The sequence below is a fragment of the Klebsiella ornithinolytica genome (assembly GCF_030505655.1).
GTDB lineage: Bacteria > Pseudomonadota > Gammaproteobacteria > Enterobacterales > Enterobacteriaceae > Klebsiella > Klebsiella ornithinolytica.
In genome coordinates, this window is the sequence record NZ_CP130153.1 from 284043 (window position 1) to 304634 (window position 20592).

A 20592-nucleotide genomic window follows, 5' to 3' on the forward strand; every position below is an offset into this window, starting at 1 on the left:
TGCCAGTTTGAAGCCGGGCGGTGCTCATAACGATATATCTTTGAACGCCCTTCAGGGTGACCCGAAGGGTGAGCGAAGCGAATCAAATCCTCATGTACCAGGCGTAAGCTCCGGTTTCTCCGCGCTGTGCGGGTTCAAACTGCCTGCGCCAATAACGCCCACTTATTGCAGCAATACCCGGCGTCTGGCACGGTGTGACATTGAAATTCCCGTCACGATCCCCCATTCTAGATCTCATGCTAAAGCGCCGGAACGCGCGCTTCATTCACCCTTTTCAACAGGACTGCGCATATGACCAATCCATTATTGACGCCTTTTTCATTGCCGCCTTTTTCTGCGATCAAGCCGGAACACGTCGTCCCTGCGGTTACCAAAGCGCTGGACGACTGTCGGGCCGCGGTAGAAAGCGTGGTCGCGCAAGGCGCGCCGTACAGCTGGGAAACGCTCTGCCAGCCGCTGGCTGAAGTGGATGATGTGCTGGGACGCATCTTCTCGCCGGTCAGTCATCTGAACTCGGTCAAGAACAGCCCCGAGCTGCGCGAAGCCTATGAACAAACGCTGCCGCTGTTGTCGGAATACAGCACCTGGGTCGGTCAACATGAAGGGTTGTATCAAGCCTATCGCGATCTGCGCGACGGTGACCATTACGCCACGCTGAACACCGCGCAGAAAAAAGCGGTGGATAACGCGCTGCGCGATTTTGAACTGTCGGGGATTGGCCTGGCGAAAGAGCAGCAGAAACGCTACGGCGAGATTGCCGCACGCCTGTCTGAGCTCGGCAACCAGTACAGCAACAACGTGCTCGACGCCACCATGGGCTGGAGCAAGCTGGTCACTGACGTCGCTGAGCTGTCCGGGATGCCGGAAAGCGCGCTGGCGGCAGCCCAGGCTCAGGCCCAGGCGAAAGAGCAGGAAGGCTATCTGCTGACGCTGGATATTCCGAGCTATCTGCCGGTGATGACCTACTGCGACAACCAGGGGCTGCGTGAGGAGCTGTATCGCGCCTACTCCACCCGCGCGTCGGACCAGGGGCCGAATGCCGGCAAATGGGACAACAGCCCGGTGATGGCAGAAATTCTCGCGCTGCGCCACGAGCTGGCCCAGCTGCTGGGCTTTGACAGCTATGCCTCCAAATCGCTGTCGACCAAAATGGCGGAGAACCCGCAGCAGGTGCTCGACTTCCTGACCGACCTGGCGAAACGCGCTCGTCCGCAGGGCGAGAAAGAGCTGGCTCAGCTGCGCGCCTTCGCAAAAGCGGAGTTCGGCGTCGACGAGCTGCAGCCGTGGGATATCGCGTACTACAGTGAAAAACAGAAGCAGCATCTCTACAGCATCAGCGATGAGCAGCTGCGCCCCTATTTCCCGGAAAACAAAGCCGTTAACGGCCTGTTTGAAGTGGTGAACCGCATTTACGGGATTAGCGCCAAAGAGCGTACCGATGTGGATGTCTGGCACCCGGAAGTGCGTTTCTTCGAGCTGTATGATGAGAACAACGAACTGCGCGGCAGCTTCTATCTCGATCTGTATGCTCGCGAGCACAAACGCGGCGGGGCGTGGATGGATGACTGCGTCGGGCAGATGCGCAAACTCGACGGCTCGTTGCAAAAGCCGGTGGCCTACCTGACCTGCAACTTTAACCGCCCGGTGAACGGCAAACCGGCGCTGTTTACTCACGATGAAGTGATCACGCTGTTCCACGAGTTTGGTCACGGTCTGCACCATATGCTGACCCGTATCGATACCGCCGGCGTCTCCGGCATCAGCGGGGTGCCGTGGGATGCGGTCGAGTTGCCGAGCCAGTTTATGGAAAACTGGTGCTGGGAGCCGGAAGCGCTGGCATTTATCTCCGGCCACTATGAAACCGGTGAACCGCTGCCGCAGGCGCTGCTGGAAAAAATGCTGGCGGCGAAAAACTATCAGGCCGCGCTGTTCATTCTGCGTCAGCTGGAGTTCGGCCTGTTCGACTTCCGTCTGCATGCGGAGTACCAGCCGGAGCAAGGGGCGAAAATCCTCGAAACGCTGGCGGAAATCAAAAAGCAGGTCGCCGTGGTGCCAGGGCCGTCCTGGGGTCGTTTCCCACATGCCTTCAGCCATATTTTTGCCGGGGGCTATGCGGCAGGCTATTACAGCTATCTGTGGGCCGATGTCCTGGCGGCGGATGCTTTCTCGCGCTTTGAAGAAGAGGGGATTTTCAACCGTGAAACCGGCCAGTCGTTCCTCGATAACATCCTGAGCCGCGGCGGTTCCGAAGAGCCGATGGTGCTGTTCAAACGCTTCCGTGGACGCGAACCGCAGCTCGACGCGATGCTGGAGCATTACGGGATTAAGGGCTAATTTCCCCGTCATTCCTCAGGCTGCCTCTTTGGCAACGGTACTCACTCGCCCTGGCCGCATACTCTGTGCGTGGCCAGGGATTCGTTCTTTTGTTGTCTTGATGCAACGCGCATTCTTTAGGGTAAAGTGGACGTGAAAATCTGCTTAATTGATGAAACGGGCGCCGGAGACGGCGCCTTATCTGTTCTTGCCGCTCGCTGGGGCCTGACGCAGGATGATGACAACCTGATGGCGCTGGTTATGACCCGCGAACATCTGGAGCTGCGTAAACGCGATGAGCCAAAGCTCGGCGGGATCTTCGTTGATTTCGTCGGCGGGGCGATGGCCCACCGACGTAAATTTGGCGGCGGTCGCGGCGAGGCGGTAGCGAAAGCGGTGGGCGTTAAAGGCGACTATTTGCCGGATGTGGTGGATGCGACGGCAGGACTGGGTCGCGATGCCTTCGTGCTGGCCTCGGTGGGCTGCCGGGTGCGCATGCTGGAACGTAACCCGGTAGTGGCGGCCCTGCTTGATGACGGGCTGGCTCGTGGCTACGCTGACCCGGAAATCGGCCCGTGGCTTCGGGAGCGTTTACAGCTGATTCACGCCTCCAGCCTGACGGCGCTGACGGACATTACGCCACGCCCGCAGGTGGTCTATCTTGACCCGATGTTCCCGCATAAGCAGAAAAGCGCGCTGGTGAAGAAAGAGATGCGCGTATTTCAGTCGCTGGTGGGGCCGGATCTGGATGCTGACGGACTGCTGGAGCCAGCGCGTCAGCTGGCGACCAAACGGGTGGTGGTGAAACGTCCGGATTACGCCCCGCCGCTGGCGGATGTCGCCACGCCGAACGCGGTGGTCACCAAAGGCCACCGCTTTGATATTTACGCCGGGACGCCCGAGTAACGCTTCAGTCACCATCGTTCCCCCGGATGGCGGCATACCTGCCTTATATCCGGGCGACCGTTCATCGCTCCGGTAAGCGCAGCGCAACCGGGGCGTTTCCTGGGTTCAGACAAACGGCGCCAGCGGGTCAGCAATCTCAAAGGCTACCGCTTTCTCAGCCTTCGGCGGATAGATAAGCTCGCTGACGATCGACACCTTCAGCTTTTTCGCTTCCTCCCGGGTCAGCTTCACCTGCTGATCCCACCCTTCGGTATAGACTGCACCCCAGGCGCCGAGATCGAGGCAGGTGACGTAGTTTTCCTGGCGATACGGCAACGGCGCGACATCCAGCAGACTTGCCGCTGCGTTGTTACCGGCAAATTTACCCAGCAAAATAGCGTGCTGACAGGTCATTAACGCATGGTTTCCCTTGTCATCGGTCGCCGCGTAGGCCACGTCGCCGGTGGCATAGATATCGTCATAGCCGACCACCTGAAGCGCCGTGTTCACATGCAGACGACCCAGGCGATCGCGAGGCGCTTCAATTTGTGCCGTCAGGCCGTTTGCCTGCACGCCAACCGTCCAGATAACGGTGCGGGATGCGATCTTCTGCCCGTCTTTAAGCATGACGCCATCGGCATCAATCCGCTCAACTTCAGTATTGACCCGCCATTCAACACCGAGCTCTGCGGAGGCCTGGACGATAACGTCGCGTAGCGCTTCGCTGTAACGCGATCCCGGCAGCGGACCGCGTTCAACTACGACTACTCTGGTCTTAGCATTCTCACCCAGAATCTCGCGCAGCCTGCCGGGTAACTCCATGGCCATCTCAATGCCGGTGAAGCCACCGCCGCAGACAACAACGGTATTGCGTGGCTCGCTATCGGCTTCGTGAGCCAGTGATTGCAGGTGCTGTTCCAGAACGCTGGCGCTCTCCAGCTGGTCGAGATCGAAGGCATAAGCATCGGCGCCGGCCACTAACGAACGGTTCACATGGCTGCCGCTGGCCAGGATTAACCGGTCGTAGCGCTTCTGCTGTGTTTCACCGTTGGTATCCGTCCAGACGACGGCTTTGCTGGCCGGAAGGAGCTGTGAAACGGTGCCGCGCAGGAAGTGCACGCCGGTAGCATCAAACAAAGGTTGCAGCGGCGCAACCAGCGTTGGTACCGCTTTCTCATAGAAGCGTGGACGCACGCGCAGCTCTGGCTGCGGCGCAATGACGGTGATATCCACGGCCTGATGTTGATATTGATCGGCCAGGCGGGCGGCGCTAAGCGCAGCCCACATTCCCGAAAAGCCGGCACCGACAACCAGAATTTGTTTACGCATGATGGTTTCACTCATTGTTAACGACGATATTTTTACTCGGATTTTATTTGTCGTAGTATGAGTTTGCAATGTGATTTGTGCTGCGGTCTGGGTTTTATCCCTTGATTTGCATTCATCACGTTGATAAAAAACAAGTTTAAATTTTTCATCTTAACTTGTTATTTTATCCTTCTGGCACGGTTGGGGCGAAAAAGCTACAATAACTCAGATTCTTTTTGGCTGAGATTAGAGCATGGCATTTTACAGTTCCGGAGTTGAATACGGCATCCATAGCCTGATGTGTATGGTGGATAGCAAAGGTGATGCCCGCGAGATGAGCGTGCGGGAAATTGCCGATCTGCAAAGCGTGCCCTACGACTATCTGGCCAAAATCTTCACCCGCCTGTCTAAAGCCGGTCTGGTGCGCAGCATTGAGGGTAAGGGCGGCGGGTTTCAGCTGGCAAAACCCGCCGAACAGATAACGGTCCTGGATGTGGTCAACGCCATCGATGGTGATAAGCGTATCTTTGAATGTCGTGAAATTCGCCAGCGGCTGGCGGTGTTTGACGCACAGCCGCCGGAATGGGCCTGCGAAGGGATCTGCGGCGTGCGATCGGTGATGGATATGGCGCAGCAGCGGATGGAAGAGGCGCTAGGGCAACATACTATTCTGGACCTGGCGCGTAAGATGTATCGCAAAGCGCCGGACGAGTTTGTCATAGAAGTGCGGGACTGGATTGCCGCGCGGAAAGGGTAACCTCAGCGACACCCGCCGCTGAGGTTAAGCAGGTTATTATTTGTCGCTCGACGGCGTATTAATCATCCGGTTGAGCCACGGTACCAGCATCGCCATCACCAGGGTCACACCCAGCGTCACCAGACCAATCTTGCTAAACACGCCGGTATAAACCGGCAGGGTTTGCAGCGGGTCGGTGATATTGTCCGGCACGGCGGTGAAGGTGGCGACGTATCCCCCCATCAGGAAGGCGGCTGCCTGAGTCAGAAACCACATGCCCAGAATAAAGCCCATCAGATGCTGCGGCACCAGCGCGGCGACCATTGCCAGCCCCAGCGCGCTGATCAGCAGCTCTCCCAGACTCTGGAACAGATAAACCAGCACGATAAACCACGGCGACGTCAGCCCCTGAGCATCGGCAAACCAGATTCCCGCAGCGGCGGCGGTCAGGAAGCCCAGCGAACATAAAAACATGCCGAGGGTAAATTTCATCGGCATGGTGAGGTCTTTGCCTTTGTTGCCAAGGCGGGTATAAATCGCCGCCAGCACCGGACTGGCCACCACCACCCAGAACGGGTTCAGGGCCTGGAAGCTGACCGGGTTAATGGTCATGCCGAGGATCTCGTGGTGAACGTTATTGATGGCGAAGAAGTTTAGCGATGTCGGCATCTGCGCGTACAGAATGTAGAACAGCACCGCTTCCAGCATCAGGATAAAGGCGACAAACATTTTGTTGCGCCCGGTTTTATCCAGTCTGAAGGCTTCGCGGAAGAAGAAAATAATCACGATGACAGAGAGGACAATCAGCACCAGGTTAGCGATTTTGACGTTATGCATCAGCCAGGCGCAAAGGAACACCATTGCCACCGTGCCGACCAGCACGTACAGCAGATTGCGCACAACAAGCGGCCGATGATCCGGCTCTGAACCGATATCTTTCACCATTCCACGGCAGGCGAAATAGACCAGCAGGGCGATAATCAGCCCCACGCCGCACAGGTTATAGGTTACGGCATAGCCAAATTTTTCCGCGATCACCGGCGCCAGAGAGAGCGACAGCAGCGAGCCGATATTAATCGACATATAAAACAGGGTGAATGCGCCGTCGAGACGGGCATCTTTGGGTGGATAGCACTTTGACAGCAGGCTGGCGGGATTGGCTTTAAATAGCCCGTTACCGACGGCAATCGTCCCGAGGGCGATAAAAATCAGGTCGGGTTTAAGTAGCGACAGCCCGGTCATGAAGTAGCCCAGCGCCAGCACCACGGCCCCAAGAACCAGCGTGCGTTTGGTGCCGAGCAGGTGGTCGCCAACATAGCCGCCGATGGAGATCAGCCCATAAACCAGCGCGGCAAAGGCGCCAAAGGTAATAAACGCTTGTTCCTGAGAAAATCCAAGTTGTTTAACAAAAAAGACCGCCAGGATCCCCTGGACGCCGTAATAACCAAATCGCTCCCATAATTCCACAAAAAAAATCATGAAGAACGGACGAGGTTGCTGCAACAGCCCCGTAGGTGCAGTAGTTTTCATATTCCTTCGCCTTGTAGTGCAATCCCAAAAAAGTATGAACGCGTATGCCAGAACGCGCTGAAAAAGTATGATGAAGCGCAATGATGCGGCTATTGGCTTTGGGAGTAGATTATTATATAGATTATTTTTCTAATAATTGGTTGATCACACTAATCGTTAATAAATATTCGGTTTGATATCCTGGCGGTAAAGGCGGGTTAGTTATATTTGCATCGGCCAATGGACGCAGGCAATGGGCGCTGGCAAATAGGCCCTTCGTAAAAAACGACAACGCCCGCAAAGGCGGGCGCTGGCATTCTGATGGTTAACCGCGCGAACGGTTATTCGTCTTCTTCATCGCGCAGCGGCACAATCAGCATATCGACGTGAACGGTGTTGATGAGCTGACGTGCGGAAGACATCAGCTTGCTCCAGAAATCCTGATGGTGACCGCAGACCACCAGGTCCATATCGTATTTTTTAATTGCATCAACCAGCACCTGGCCGAGATCGCCGCTGCCGCTCAGGGTTTCGGTAATCGGATAGCCCGCATTGGTAGACAGCTCGCTCAGCGCGTGGTGCGTCTCTTCGGAAATCCGTTTCTGCATGTCGCCCAGGTTGACATCGATCAGACCGGTGTACAGGTCAGAGTAATTAACATCCACGTGAATCAGAGAGACTTTGGCATTATAAGGACGCGCCATAGAAACGGCTTTCTCTACCAGAACCTTGCTTTCCGGGGAGAGGTCTACTGCAATAAGAATATGTTTGTAAGCCATAGTGTTACTCCTTCCATAAGTTGTCGATGACCATTGGACCAGACAGCTGGTGCTGCCGCTTCGCCCGCGTCCTGCGTGCTAATCCGCGGGGGTTCAGCCCTTTAAGGACTTAATTGTAGAAGATATTTCTACCTTATAGCGCCCCTCGCGCTCCGTCAATGCACCTGGTTCACCAAAAGTTAAACAAATATATTCATCTTACGTATTGATAACGATTAACCTTGTGGTAAAAAAATTGACTGATCTCCTACACTATTTAATGAGCCGATCGGATAAATAAACGTGATCGGAATCGCACTCTCATATTGTATGTTGGGTTGGGTATTGGGAAGCGCTAGCTCCGGAGATGTCTCCGAGGGCGGGTCGCCGGGGAGGACGTATGATCAGCACTATTGCGCTGTTTTGGGCCCTGTGTATCGTTTGTGTGGTGAATATGGCACGCTACTTCTCATCATTGCGTGCATTATTGGTTGTGCTACGTGGTTGCGATCCCTTGCTTTATCAATATGTTGATGGCGGAGGCTTTTTTACTTCGCATGGGCAGCCGGGCAAACAGGTGCGCCTGGTCTGGTACATTTATGCCCAACGTTATCGCGATCATCACGATGATGAGTTTATTCGTCGCTGCGAGCGGGTACGGCGGCAGTTTATTCTGACCAGCGCCCTGTGTGGTCTGGTGGTGGTGAGTCTGATCGCATTGATGATTTGGCACTGAGCATAAGAAAGGCGAGGCGAGTCTCGCCTTCTTTGCATCGGGGTCAGGGCTTAACTGAGAATCTGAGGTCTGAGATATTGTCCTGGAGTGAGATAACCTTCCCGCTGTAAGAGAGGTTCACTTCCCCGTTTTTATCTATGCCGGCACTCGTAAGACTCCCTGTCCCCTCAATCACCGGGCTCTTCTGCGTAAGCTGCTGGATAATTTCTGTATTGTTCCCTGCTATCTCATGCGACAGATAGCAACGATAGATTGTAGGCACCGTTGCGTCACCTCGGTTGTTAACGGTCATGTAGAGCCAAACGCCGTCAGACAATTTATAAACACGCTGGAGCTCATCGCTATTTCGCGGATCGAGATGGTGGTTGAGCCACACAAATCCGACGATCAGGGCCAGAAGTGCCAGCGTAACAAGCCGATGGAGCCATCTAATAGCCGTTCTGAATGGCATAATCTATCCCTTCTCTGATATTGCGCTGATCCGTAGGGGCATCTCCATAGGGAGGTTTTTCATACCATTTCCCCCATTCGGGTTTTGAGGTTCCCGCACGACCCTGCGCCCAACCTGCGCCCATAAGAAGGATGTTCGCAGGAATACCTGCGGCAGTGCCGGTAGCCCCAAAATTGAAATTACCGAACGCGGCGAAATACGGGGCGAATTTTTTATCATCCCACGGGCCGCCATTTCTGACTTTTTGATAAAACCAGTAGTACGTTCATGGGGTAGCCATATTACGTGACACTCCTTGACGGCGTGCTTCGCGCATATTGCTCGCTATAACGATTGAACCAGGTCCTGGGATGGGGACAGAAGCCATACATTCTCCGCTGTGAGGTATTTTATCCTGGCCGGGATGATATTTTTTTTCCTCCATGTTTTTGAACAAAAAATGTTCAGATTTTCCTCATGCCAGAAAAAGATTAAGTAAAACAACGGATATAAAAAAAGCGGGTCAGTTTCCTGACCCGCTTTTTTGTCGCTTTCAGCTTCTTAGATAATCTTCAGCGCTATCCAGTACAGCCCGCCGGACAGCAGAATCGCCGCCGGGAGAGTAAGCACCCACGCCATCAGAATACTGGTGACGGTCTTTCTCTGCAGGCCGCCGCCATCGACGAGCATCGTCCCCGCTACGGAGGAGGAGAGCACGTGGGTGGTGGAAACCGGCATACCGGTGTAACTCGCCAGACCAATCGAAACCGCCGCGGTCATCTGGGCAGACATACCTTGTGCGTAGGTCATACCTTTCTTACCGATCTTTTCACCGATAGTGGTCGCCACGCGACGCCAGCCGATCATCGTGCCGATACCCAGCGCCAGCGCCACGGCCATAATGATCCAGATTGGCGCGTACTCGATGGTGCTCAGCATATCGGTTTTCAGTTTCTTCAGCAGGCGCTGATCGTCAGCATTCACTTCCGGTAACTTCGCGACTTTATCGGTGGTGTCGGAAATGCACAGCATGATGCGACGCAGCTGACTACGCTGATCAATGGAGAGCGAGTCGTAGCTTTCAATACCGGTCAGCGCCGTCTTCACGCGATTCAGCGCGTTGATGGTATTCGCCGGATGGCAATGGAACTCACCGCCGCTGGCGGCCGTCCCGGCCTCCGGAGACGGAATCAGCTGGTCAACGCCGGTGGCCTTTTTCAACAGCTCAGGGCGCTGTTCGAAGAAGGTTTCCACGTTGTTCACCGCATCGCGGGTCCGGGTTATTTCATAGCCGGAGGCATTCATGTTAACCACGAAACCAGCCGGCGCCACGCCGATCAGCACCAGCATGACCAGACCAATGCCTTTCTGGCCGTCGTTAGCACCGTGCGAGAACGATACGCCAATGGCGGACAGAATCAGGGCAATACGGGTCCAGAACGGCGGCTTTTTCTTACCGTCTTTCTTTTCACGTTCTGCAGGCGTCAGGTGAATACGGGCGCGTTTTTTGGTACCGCTCCAGTAACGACGCAAAATGAAAATCAGGCCGCCAGCGACCACCAGACCAACAATCGGTGAGATGATAAGTGAGCCAAAAATACCGATGACTTTCGGGATATTCAACGCGTCGACCACGGACGTGCCGGTCATCAGCGCATTGGTTAAACCAATACCGATGATAGCGCCGATCAGCGTGTGCGAGCTGGAGGCCGGAAGGCCAAAATACCAGGTACCGAGGTTCCAGATAATCGCTGCCAGCAGCATAGAGAACACCATGGCGAGGCCATGTGCGGAACCCATGTTAAGCAGCAGGTCGGTCGGCAGCATATGCACGATGGCATAAGCGACGCTGAGACCACCCAACAGAACGCCGAAGAAGTTGAAGAGGGCCGCCATCGCAACCGCAAGTTGTGACCGCATTGCGCGTGTGTAAATCACAGTAGCAACAGCGTTTGCGGTATCATGAAAACCGTTAATCGCTTCGTAAAACAGCACGAAAGCTAAAGCAAGCAATAGTAATAGCCCGGTATGTAAATCCAGACCGGCAAATAAATGTAGCATAGGACGTTACGCCATTTTGAGGACATGAACGCGGCGCATTATCAGTGACTTTAGCGGCGCGGGCAAAGTGAAATATAGACTTTTTTTGATTTTCTTCCTGTCTGGATTTTACCTGCTTGAGAGTAATCCTATATCTTTCAATGATGTACATGAATACATCGATTTTCGTGCTGGTGCGACCAGCGTGAAAAATTTACAATTCCCGACAATCGGGATATGAGGAAAGTTGTGTGGAAAGGTTTGATGCCATTGTAATTGGCGCCGGAGCGGCGGGAATGTTTTGTGCAGCGCAGGCGGGCCAGGCGGGGCTGCGCGTGCTGTTGCTGGATAATGGCAAAAAGCCAGGCCGTAAAATCCTGATGTCCGGCGGCGGTCGCTGCAACTTTACCAATATGTATATTGAACCGGCCGCTTATCTCAGCCTGAACCCGCATTTTTGCAAATCTGCGCTGGCGCGTTATACCCAGTGGGATTTTATCGAACTGGTGGGCAAACACGGTATTGCCTGGCATGAGAAGACCCTCGGCCAGCTGTTTTGTGATGATTCCGCAGAGCAAATCGTCAACCTGCTGCTGGCGGAATGTGACAAGGGCGGCGTGCAAATTCGCCTGCGTAGCGAAATTATCAGCGTAGAACGCGACGATGAAGGCTACAGACTGCAACTTAATGGCGACGAGGTGGCGGCGAAAAAACTGGTGGTCGCCTCCGGCGGCCTGTCGATGCCCGGACTGGGGGCATCGCCGTTCGGCTATAAACTTGCCGAGCAGTTTGGTCTCAAGGTGCTGCCGACCCGTGCGGGGCTGGTGCCCTTTACTCTGCATAAACCGCTGCTTGAGCAGCTGCAGGTGCTCTCGGGCGTTTCGGTGCCATCAACCATTACCGCACAGGACGGCACGGTGTTCCGCGAGAATCTGCTGTTTACCCACCGCGGGCTCTCCGGGCCGGCGGTACTGCAGATTTCCAGCTACTGGCAGCCGGGCGAGTTTGTCACCATCAACCTGCTGCCTGATTGCCATCTTGATGATTTCCTTAACGAGCAGCGGAGCGAACATCCGAATCAAAGCCTGAAAAACACCCTCGCTATGCAGCTGCCGAAGCGGCTGGTGGAGTGCCTGCAGCAGCTGGGGCAAATTCCGGACGTCACGCTAAAACAGCTCAACGTGCGCGAGCAGGAAATGCTGGTGGAGACGCTGACCGCCTGGCGCGTGCAGCCCAACGGCACCGAAGGCTACCGTACGGCGGAGGTGACCCTCGGCGGCGTAGATACGCACGAACTGTCGTCGCGAACCATGGAAGCACGCAAGGTGCCGGGGCTCTATTTTATCGGTGAAGTGATGGATGTGACCGGCTGGCTGGGAGGGTACAACTTCCAGTGGGCATGGTCTTCTGCCTGGGCCTGCGCCCAGGCGCTGGTAGAAGCGTAAGACAGGGGCAGCTTCTCTGCTACGGGAAGCTGCCCTCGGTTTATCAGTTCAGACCAAGAAAGTGCTGGGCGATTTTGAAGTAGATAATCAGCCCGGTGCCATCAATCAGCGTGGCGATAAACGGCGCGGAAACGACCGCCGGGTCGATGCCCACGCGTTTAAGCGTCAGAGGGATCACTGACGAGACCACCGCGCTCCACAGCGTAATGCAGACCAGCGTCAGGCTGACAATCAGAGTGATCTCCATGCCGATGCCCATCATCCAGGCGCGCAGGCAGCCCGCCAGACCGAGAGTGAGGGCAATCAGCAGCGACGTCGTCATCTCTTTACGAATCACCCGGCCCATATCGCGCAGGCGTACTTCCCCGAGCGCCATGGAACGGACCAGCGTGGAGGTGATCTGCGTACCGCTGTTACCGCCGGTGCCGATCAGCAACGGAATAAAGAAGGCCAGCGCAATGGCGGATTCCAGCGCCTCTTCAAAATGTTGAATGACGCTGCTGGTGTAGGCTTCTGCCACGAACAGCAGCAATAACCACACCGAACGTTTCTTCCACAGCGTCCACGGGCTGATCTCCAGATAGGGCTTCTCCAGCGGGAGCGTTGCGCCCTGGCGATGCACATCTTCGGTGACGTCGTCCTCCAGCAGATGGGCAATCTCTTTCTCCATCAGGCAGCCAACCAGCTCACCTTTTTCAACCACCGGCACCAGGTCGAGTCCGCGTTCGCTCAGTTCGGCGACCACCTCCTGACGCTCATCATCGGGTTTCACGCGGAACAGGCAGCTGTCCATCAGATAGCGAATGGATTGCGCCGTATCGCTCTCCTGAAGCAGCTTTTTAATGGATAAACTGCCGCGCAGCTTCTTTCCGGCCACCACAAAGACCTGGCCCGGAATATCATCGCTGGTGAGTTGCGAGACAAAGAGCTCCCGCGCTTCATAGACGCTGAGGTGCTCGGGCAGAGTGATAAAATCGGTACGCATGTACTGGGCGATCGCATCGCCGTCGAAGGCGGAAGTGGCCAGGTGCGCGGCGCAGTGTTGCATTGAAGACATGGTGTAATTCCCTATAAAAAATCACTCATAGGGGCGAACAAGACAGGATGAGCACAGGCAGATCCCTACGTCCTGGTTTTAGCACTGCACAACGTATCTGTCCGGCATGAACGCCGTCAGAAGTTACCTTGGCAACACCTTGATTCGATGGATGCCTGTATTTCCCTGAGTGGTCTCTCTCGATACCAGCAGGGCGGTAACTTGTATTTGTGCAGGAGCCTCGCCATAACGAGATCGTTAAATGAGCGGCCATTATAGGAAGGTAGACAAGTTGTGAAAGCGTATAATTTACGTGGTTTATCAACGGTTGATAAACCACGTAAAATTGGTCGGTTTTCCGGGCTATACGTCGAATGGCATTGCCGCCATTATCGGCGGGTCAGTCGTGCGAACCCTCGTCTTGCGCGGTTAAGCAGTGCAGATGCCCGTGACGTACGCCGCGCTGGGCAATCACCTCATCGGCAAAATGCCGCACCTCGCCCATTTCACCTTTAAGGACGGCAATCTCCAGACAGTCATCATGGCTGATATGCACGTGCAGCGTCGCAACGGACAGATCGTGATGGTGATGCTGCGTGGCGATCAGTCGGCTTGCCAGCTCGCGTTTTTCATGTTCATAGACATAGGAAAGCACCGCGTAACCGCGCTGTTCGGGCTGTTGCGCATGCTCATGCATCAACGAATTGCGCAAGATATCGCGCACCGCCTCCGAACGGTTGTGGTACCCGCGCTGGGCGCTCAGCGCGTCCAGGGTCGCCAGAAGATCGTCATCAAGAGTCAGGGTTACGCGCTGCATGGTCGTTTCTCTATGGCAAGGGAAGGTGGAAAAGCGGGAAGGACCGCACGCTGGAGTGTCCGGCCCGCCATTGACTGAAGACGCAGCGGTGTGTTGACCGCCGTGGTTTCCAGAATCTGCCCGCTCTCCATCACCATCACCCGCTGACAAAAGCGCTCGACCAGCCGCAGATCGTGGGTGATAAACAGGCAGGCGGTAGAAAACTGTACCTGCAGACGCTTCAGCAGCGCAACGATCTCCGCCTGTAAAACGAGATCAAGATTCGAAACGGCCTCATCGAGGATCAGTAAGGGGGGACGCACAACCAGCGCCCGGGCCAGGCAGACCCGCTGCAGCTGCCCGCCGCTGAGCTGGTGCGGGCGTTTGTCGAGCAGGTGTGGAGAAAGGTCCACCGCCTGCATCATCGCTTCGACCCGCGCCTGGCGCTCATCGCGCGCGAAGCGGAACAGATGGCGCAGCGGCTCGCTGATGATCTCATTCACCGTTTTGCGCGGGTTCACCGCGCTTTGTGCATCCTGGAAAACCAGCTGGATATCGCGACGAAATGCCCGCTGCGCGTCGCCTTTTAACGTCTGAATCGGCGTTCCGCGCCAGGTTATCTCGCCGTGATCCGGTGTTTCAAGGCCGACCAGCATCCTCGCCAGGGTGCTTTTACCGCAACCGCTGCGTCCGAGCAGCGCCACCGTTTCACCCGCCTGGATACTCAGGCTGACGTCGCGCAGCACGCCCGGATGGTGCGGGTAATCGTGGCTGACGTCGGTCACGTTCAGTAGGTTCATCCTGCAAACTCCATTCCGTACAGCGCCAGGTGTGCCGCCAGCAGCCGTTGACTGACCGGATGTCGGGGAGCGCTAAACAGGGTGTTGACGTCGCAACGCTCGACGATGCGCCCGTGGTCCATCACCGCGACCTCATGCGCCAGCCGCGCCACCACGCCCATGTCGTGAGTGACCAGCAGCAGGCCCTGGCCGCGGCTGGAGACAATCTCTTCCAGCAGATCCAGAATGCGCCCCTGCGCCACGGCATCGAGGTCGGTGGTAGGTTCATCGGCGAAGATAAAGGGGGCTTTACTCAGCAGGGCGAGGGCGATCATCATTCGCTGCAACATCCCGCCGCTCATCTCGAAGGGATAGCGTTTCAGGAGCTGAGACGGGTTTTCCAGACCGACGGCGGTCATGGCGGCAATAAGCGCCGCCTCATCCGCGGGCTGGCCGGTGGCGCGGCAGGTTTCCCGCGCGTGAGTTGCCATCGTATACAGCGGATTAAAGGCGCTGCGCGGATTCTGCATAATCGTGGCGACGGTACCGCCCCGCAGCTGTTCGCCGTGCACCGGAATGCCGTCCAGCAGCAGACGCCCGGCGGTTTGCCGGACACCGGGAGGCAGAACGCCAAGCGCTGCGGCGCAGGTCAGCGATTTTCCGCAACCGCTGCTACCCAGCAGGGCCAGCACCTGCCCGCGACGCAGGGTCAGCGACAGCGCCGTCACCAGCGGGCGGCCGGCGCACAGCGTCAATTGTTCTAACTGGATCTTTTGCGGCATCAGTGGCTGTGCTCCGCGATTAGGTGAGGATCGAGACGATCGCGCAGCGCGTCGCCCACCAGGTTAAAGGCCATCACGCTGATAAACAGCGCCAGGCCGGGCCACAGCATCTGTAGCGGCTGGGTCCAGATAAACTGCCGCGCATCGTTAATCATTACCCCCCATTCCGCCGTGGGGGCGCTGACGCCAAGACCGAGGAACGACATCCCGGCGACGTGCAGCATCATATGACCGATATCGAGGGTGGCGAGAACCAGCAGCGAGGGCACCACCGCGCCGGCCAGGTGATCGAGGAAAAGCCGCCAGCGATTTGCGCCGCTCAGCCGCGCGGCGAGAATAAACTCGCGCTGGCGCAGGGATACCACCAGGCTACGAACCATGCGCGCGTACCAGGCCCAGTGAGACAGGGCGATAGCGATAATCACGTTGGTCAACCCGGTCCCCAGCACGCCGACCATAAAAAACGACAGAATGGAGGTAGGAAAGGTCATAAACATATCGGCCACCCGCATGGTGAGCTGATCGACGCGCCCGCCCATGAGTCCGGCACAGCCGCCAACGAGAAGCCCCAGCGCCAGAACCAGCAGTAAACAGGCCATCACCGCCCCCAGTGACACCCGGGTCGCCGCCAGCAGACGGGAGAAAATATCGCGGCCAAGATGGTCGGTCCCCAGCCAGTGCTGGCCGTCAGGTGGCAGCAGACGGGAAGGTAAATCAATGGCCTGCGGATCGTACGGTAGCCACCACTGGCTGGTGAGCGCCACCAGCATCAGCAGAACGATAATGACCAGCGCCGCGCGCACCGAACCGCGCGCTGAGAAGAAAAAGCTCATGAGTGCGCTCCTTCATGACGACGAATACGCGGGTCCAGCGCGGCATTGACCAGATCGACCGCCAGATTGCACAGGGCGAATACCACCACCATGATAAGCGTAAAGCATTGAATCACAGGATAATCACGGTTAAAAATGGCCGAAACGGCATAGCGCCCGACGCCCGGCCAGGCAAAGATATTTTCGATGATCATCGTCCCGCCGATCAGTTCGCCAATGTGCATTCCTACGGCGGTAATCATCGGTAGCGAGGCGTTGCGCAGAATGTGACGACGTTCGATTTGCCTGGCATTCAGGCCGCGCAGGCGAGCCCAGGTGACATGGCGCTGTCCGGCGACTTCCAGCATGCTGGCGCGCAGGAGGCGGGCGTTAATCGCCAGCGACATAAACGCAATCGACACGGCCGGCAGGACGATATGCTGCCAGCTGCCGTAGCCCAGAGCTGGCAGCCACTGTAAATAGACCGAGAAGAACAGCACCAGCAAAAAGGCGAGCCAGAAGTTAGGCATCGACACGCCAAGAAAGGCGATGAGCCGCACGATGAAATCCGGCAAATGCTCGCGGTGACGCGCGGCCCAGATACCCAGCGGTACGGAGGTCAGCAGGATCAGCACCAGCGCCGCGCCCGCCAGCTGCAGCGTTGCGGGCAGGAAGCGCAGCACATCGTCAAGCACCGGACGCTGGGTGGCAAATGATACGCCAAAATCGAGATGTAGCGCCCGCCAGAGCCAGCGGCCGTACTGGACGACGAGCGGCTGATCCAATCCGAGCATCGTCCGCGTAGAGGCCACCATATCCGGCGTGGGCGGCAGGTTTGAAAGCCGCAGATAGTCGAGCGCCGGGTCACCGGTGCCGAGGCGAAGCATCAGGAAGATAATCACCGAGGCGGCAAAAATCATCGGAACCATCAGCAGTATGCGTCGCAGCAGATAACGTTGCATCAGGGATTCACCGGCTGGATCTGTTCGAACGGAATTTCAGCGGTAACCGCTGCGTAAGGAATCGCTCCCAGCTCGGGTTTCGCCACCACCATCATTGAGATATAGCTGACGGGCAGATAGACCGCGTCGTTGTGCAGACGGGTGAGAATATCGCGATACAGCGCCTGACGTTGCGCATCGTCGCTGGTGGTCAGAACCTGGCCAATCTCTTTATCAATCAGCTGCTTGTCCGCTAGCCCTTGCTGCGCCTGGTAATCGGCATGCGAGGGGACGCGCATTGAGCTCATAAAAGCGTGCGGGTCGTACGGCGCGCCCCAGGTACGGTTAAAAATCATGCCAAAGCGGCCGTCGCGCTGGCGGGCGTAAATGCTGCTCTCCTCTTCGCCAACCAGCGCCACATCCACCCCGACCTGGCGCATATCCGCCTGGATTATCTCCGCCATCGACTTACTCAGGGCATCGGTACCGATAAACGACAGTTCGATGTGCAGCGGCTGGCCATTCTTCTCGCGAATCGCTTTGCCCGCGGGCCTGACCCAACCGGCCTTTTCCAGCATGGCGTTGGCCTGCTGTGGGTCGTAGTGGCGCGGTTTCAGGCCAATATTGGCGTATGGCACGGAAGGGGCGAAAAGCGTGTCGGCCACCTGCTGTGTACCGTACAGCGCATTGTCGATCAGCGATTTTTTGTTCACCGCGTAATTCAGCGCTTCACGCACCGCCAGTTCGTTCGTGGGAGCTCTGGCGGAGTTCAGGGCCAGCATCACCGTTTCGACAGGCTGAGAGAGCTGGGTACGCCAGGCCGGGTTATGGCTGAAACGAGCGAAGGTATCCAGCGGCAGCAGGCCTTCGTTGCCGTAAAGCAGATCGATATCGCCGGTTTCAAAAGCGACGGCGCGGGTCATCGGGTCCGGAATCACTTTCACGGTCACCTGGCGGATCGCCGGTTTGTCACCCCAGTAGCGGTCGTTACGTACCAGCACATCATACTGGTTGAGCTGAGAGGTTTTCAGCACCCAGGGGCCGGTGCCGATCGGCGCTTTGATACCGTGCTGTGTTCCCCCTTCAACAAATTGCGAAGGGGCGATAAAACGGAACGGGCGCGGCAGCGCCAGCTCCTGCAAGAAAGGGTAGTAGGCGCTTTTGAGCGTAATCTGCAGCTGCGTATCGCTGAGCGCCCGTACGTCGGTAATCTGGTTGGTCAGCTCCAGCCAGGCATGGCGCTGCCGGTTAGCCAGCACCGCCTGGAAGTTGGCGACCGCGGCCTGCGCATTGAACGGCTCGCCGTTAGAAAACTGCACATCGTTACGCAGGGTAAAGAGCCACACTTTCCCGTCCGCAGAGTGGCTCCAGCTGCTCGCCAACCACGGCTTGACCGAACCATCCTGCTGATATTTGACCAGCGGCTCGTAGACCATGCTTTGGGCAAACATTTGGTTGGGGGTATACAGATGCGGATTCAGCGGACCCACGTTCACCGGCCAGGCGGTGGTGATGTCGTATGAAGCGGCGGCGGTCAGCAGAGGTGCGCAGGCGAGAAGCGCCAGCAGCGTGGTGCGGAAAATAGACAAGGTCTTTATCTCAACAGGAAGGAAAGTATGATGATTTTAATAATTCATCATACTTCAGGCCTAACCTGGATCAATCTCAGGACGGAAAGTATAAGAATTTCATATACCCACTTCGTCCGTCAGGTTGTCTGCCGGTCAGCCAGGTCGAGACAACGTAAAGGATTCGTGGCCCGAAGGCTCGCGCAAGCGGGCGATTCAGGGCGCCCGGAACAGCGCCAGCAGCGTGGCGAGCTGCTCATCAATGGGCGCCAGATCGCGTTTGACGATCAGGTGCAGCGGCGTGGCGCGTCGGGCGCCGTGGCTGAGCGGCAATATTTTCAACAGACCCTGATCCAACCGGGAGCGGATGCGCTCTTCCGGGAGCCAGCCGAAGCCAACCTGATAGAGCACCGCATCGATAGCGGCATCAATGGTGGAAAATGTCCACGCATCGCGCCCTGTCTGCGGGTCGTCGCTGCGATCGGCGATACGCACCAGCGGCCAGGAGGCCAGCGCACTGTCGTCGAGGGGGCCGCTCAGTCTGGCAAGCGGATGGTCCCGGTGGGCAACGGCAACAAAATCAATGTTCATCAGCCATTCGCCGCGTCCGGTAATATCCTGGCGGCGGGTGAGTACCATCACGTCGGCTTCGCTGCGGGCCTCCTGCTCATCTTTCATGTTTTCGAGGACTTCGGTCAGCCTCACCTGAGTCTGCGGATGGCGTTGCTGAAACTGGCGCAGAATGGCGAACAGCCGTTCGCGAGGGAAAATACTGTCCACAACCAGGTCCAGACGGGTTCGTGCGCCGTTGTGCAGGGTCGCCGCGCGGGTTTCAACGTATGAAAATGCCTGCAGGAGCGGTTTTACCTGGCTTAGCAGCAGCTCCCCGGCCGGAGTGAGTACCGCGCGGCGGCCAGAGGGGTGCAGCAGCGCGACACCCAGTCTTTCCTGCAGCAGGGCGAGGTTATAGCTCACCGAGGACTGGCTGCGATGAGTCTCTTCTGCTGCTTTTGCGAAGCTACCCAGCTCGATGACTTTTTCCAGCAAGGCCCACTGTTCCAGCGTCGTTTTTTGCATGATTTATCGAAAAAGTGAATGAATTTCATCAAAACATAGCGTTATTAATCCATTTTTTAAAGCAGTATGCTTGTTCTCAACACATAGAGGAGAACAGATTATGAGCACATTTGACCAACATGACCTGAGCGGTTTTATCGGCAAACATCTGGTTTATACCTACGATAACGGCTGGAATTACGAAATTTACGTGAAAAACGCCCACACCCTGGATTACCGCATTCACAGCGGTATCGTCGCGAATCGTTGGGTGAAAGATCAGCAGGCTTACATCGTTCGCGTCGGCGAAAGCATCTACAAAATTTCCTGGACTGAACCGACCGGCACTGATGTGAGTCTGATCGTAAACCTCGGCGACAAACTGTTTCACGGCACCATCTTCTTCCCGCGCTGGGTGATGAATAATCCGGAAAAAACCGTCTGCTTCCAGAACGATCATATCCCGCTGATGGTTTCTTACCGTGAAGCCGGACCGGCTTACCCGACGGAAGTGATTGACGAGTTCGCCACCATCACCTTTATACGTGATTGCGGCGCGGATAATAACAGCGTCATTAATTGCCCGGCTAATCAATTACCGGCTGACTTTCCTGCAAATTTGTCATCTACCGGAAATGATTTTGTGAGCTAAGATGTGTTTT

The 20592-nt window shown here is 56.6% G+C and carries 20 protein-coding genes and 1 riboswitch; of the genes, 6 read left to right on the forward strand and 14 right to left on the reverse strand.

Going from position 1 to position 20592, the window contains the following annotated elements:
• The first annotated feature begins 291 nt into the window (after positions 1–291).
• Together prlC and rsmJ are read left to right on the forward strand one after the other, a co-directional pair.
• The gene (gene prlC / locus Q1L34_RS01265; RefSeq protein ID WP_004868682.1) at positions 292–2334 is read left to right on the forward strand and encodes an oligopeptidase A; all 2043 of its coding nucleotides are present in this window, start codon (positions 292–294) and stop codon (positions 2332–2334) included.
• A gap of 132 nt (positions 2335–2466) precedes the next feature.
• Positions 2467–3219, forward strand: coding sequence for a 16S rRNA (guanine(1516)-N(2))-methyltransferase RsmJ (rsmJ, locus tag Q1L34_RS01270; protein WP_015585567.1), 753 nt, complete (start codon positions 2467–2469; stop codon positions 3217–3219).
• A gap of 105 nt (positions 3220–3324) precedes the next feature.
• Here the strand turns inward: rsmJ and Q1L34_RS01275 are convergent, their stop codons facing one another.
• Complete coding sequence (locus tag Q1L34_RS01275; protein WP_004868678.1) at positions 3325–4527, reverse strand: NAD(P)/FAD-dependent oxidoreductase; 1203 nt, start codon at positions 4525–4527, stop codon at positions 3325–3327.
• A 232-nt stretch (positions 4528–4759) separates the two neighbouring features.
• Here Q1L34_RS01275 and Q1L34_RS01280 point away from each other — a divergent pair, with 232 nt between their 5' ends.
• Entirely contained in the window at positions 4760–5263 is a 504-nt protein-coding gene (locus Q1L34_RS01280; RefSeq protein WP_004868676.1) for an RrF2 family transcriptional regulator, read from the forward strand.
• A 36-nt stretch (positions 5264–5299) separates the two neighbouring features.
• Here the strand turns inward: Q1L34_RS01280 and dtpB are convergent, their stop codons facing one another.
• Positions 5300–6772, reverse strand: a complete 1473-nt coding sequence (dtpB, locus tag Q1L34_RS01285; protein ID WP_004868674.1) for a dipeptide/tripeptide permease DtpB — start codon at positions 6770–6772, stop codon at positions 5300–5302.
• A gap of 320 nt (positions 6773–7092) precedes the next feature.
• The gene (gene uspA / locus Q1L34_RS01290) at positions 7093–7530 is read right to left on the reverse strand and encodes a universal stress protein UspA (RefSeq protein ID WP_004126268.1); all 438 of its coding nucleotides are present in this window, start codon (positions 7528–7530) and stop codon (positions 7093–7095) included.
• 379 nt (positions 7531–7909) lie between these two features.
• Between uspA and uspB the strand changes: the two genes are divergently transcribed.
• Positions 7910–8245 (forward strand): universal stress protein UspB, encoded by a 336-nt coding sequence (gene uspB, locus Q1L34_RS01295; protein ID WP_004868671.1) that lies wholly within the window; start codon positions 7910–7912, stop codon positions 8243–8245.
• Positions 8246–8288: 43 nt separating this feature from the next.
• Here the strand turns inward: uspB and Q1L34_RS01300 are convergent, their stop codons facing one another.
• The 3 genes from Q1L34_RS01300 to pitA form a co-directional block, all read right to left on the reverse strand.
• Entirely contained in the window at positions 8289–8696 is a 408-nt protein-coding gene (locus Q1L34_RS01300) for a hypothetical protein (protein ID WP_327204338.1), read from the reverse strand.
• The gene (locus tag Q1L34_RS01305; protein WP_327208712.1) at positions 8674–8841 is read right to left on the reverse strand and encodes an RNA-binding protein; all 168 of its coding nucleotides are present in this window, start codon (positions 8839–8841) and stop codon (positions 8674–8676) included. The genes Q1L34_RS01300 and Q1L34_RS01305 overlap by 23 nt, the downstream gene beginning before the upstream one ends.
• Positions 8842–9236: 395 nt before the next feature.
• Positions 9237–10736 carry an inorganic phosphate transporter PitA gene (gene pitA, locus Q1L34_RS01310; protein WP_004868665.1) on the reverse strand — a complete coding sequence of 500 codons (1500 nt, stop codon included), beginning with the start codon at positions 10734–10736 and terminating at the stop codon, positions 9237–9239.
• Positions 10737–10966: 230 nt separating this feature from the next.
• Here pitA and Q1L34_RS01315 point away from each other — a divergent pair, with 230 nt between their 5' ends.
• Positions 10967–12160, forward strand: coding sequence for a BaiN/RdsA family NAD(P)/FAD-dependent oxidoreductase (locus tag Q1L34_RS01315; protein ID WP_015585571.1), 1194 nt, complete (start codon positions 10967–10969; stop codon positions 12158–12160).
• A gap of 43 nt (positions 12161–12203) precedes the next feature.
• Here Q1L34_RS01315 and Q1L34_RS01320 read toward each other — a convergent pair whose 3' ends face one another.
• The 8 genes from Q1L34_RS01320 to Q1L34_RS01355 form a co-directional block, all read right to left on the reverse strand.
• Entirely contained in the window at positions 12204–13217 is a 1014-nt protein-coding gene (locus Q1L34_RS01320) for a magnesium transporter (protein ID WP_004868661.1), read from the reverse strand.
• Between the two features lie 56 nt (positions 13218–13273).
• Positions 13274–13457: riboswitch (M-box (ykoK) riboswitch) on the reverse strand.
• 139 nt (positions 13458–13596) lie between these two features.
• Positions 13597–14013: a nickel-responsive transcriptional regulator NikR gene (nikR, locus tag Q1L34_RS01325; protein WP_004868659.1), complete on the reverse strand. Its 417-nt coding sequence runs from the start codon at positions 14011–14013 to the stop codon at positions 13597–13599.
• Complete coding sequence (nikE, locus tag Q1L34_RS01330) at positions 14001–14792, reverse strand: nickel import ATP-binding protein NikE (RefSeq protein WP_032724994.1); 792 nt, start codon at positions 14790–14792, stop codon at positions 14001–14003. The genes nikR and nikE overlap by 13 nt, the downstream gene beginning before the upstream one ends.
• Positions 14789–15553, reverse strand: coding sequence for a nickel import ATP-binding protein NikD (gene nikD / locus Q1L34_RS01335; protein WP_088402330.1), 765 nt, complete (start codon positions 15551–15553; stop codon positions 14789–14791). Before nikD ends, nikE begins: the two co-directional genes overlap by 4 nt.
• Positions 15553–16386 carry a nickel ABC transporter permease subunit NikC gene (gene nikC / locus Q1L34_RS01340; RefSeq protein ID WP_015585573.1) on the reverse strand — a complete coding sequence of 278 codons (834 nt, stop codon included), beginning with the start codon at positions 16384–16386 and terminating at the stop codon, positions 15553–15555. Before nikC ends, nikD begins: the two co-directional genes overlap by 1 nt.
• Positions 16383–17327, reverse strand: a complete 945-nt coding sequence (gene nikB / locus Q1L34_RS01345) for a nickel ABC transporter permease subunit NikB (protein ID WP_004868652.1) — start codon at positions 17325–17327, stop codon at positions 16383–16385. Before nikB ends, nikC begins: the two co-directional genes overlap by 4 nt.
• Positions 17327–18895, reverse strand: coding sequence for a nickel ABC transporter substrate-binding protein (gene nikA, locus Q1L34_RS01350; protein WP_004868650.1), 1569 nt, complete (start codon positions 18893–18895; stop codon positions 17327–17329). Before nikA ends, nikB begins: the two co-directional genes overlap by 1 nt.
• Positions 18896–19090: 195 nt before the next feature.
• Entirely contained in the window at positions 19091–19951 is an 861-nt protein-coding gene (locus Q1L34_RS01355) for a LysR family transcriptional regulator (RefSeq protein WP_327204339.1), read from the reverse strand.
• A gap of 97 nt (positions 19952–20048) precedes the next feature.
• Here Q1L34_RS01355 and Q1L34_RS01360 point away from each other — a divergent pair, with 97 nt between their 5' ends.
• Positions 20049–20582: a phenolic acid decarboxylase gene (locus Q1L34_RS01360; protein ID WP_160873409.1), complete on the forward strand. Its 534-nt coding sequence runs from the start codon at positions 20049–20051 to the stop codon at positions 20580–20582.
• Positions 20583–20592: the final 10 nt, after the last annotated feature.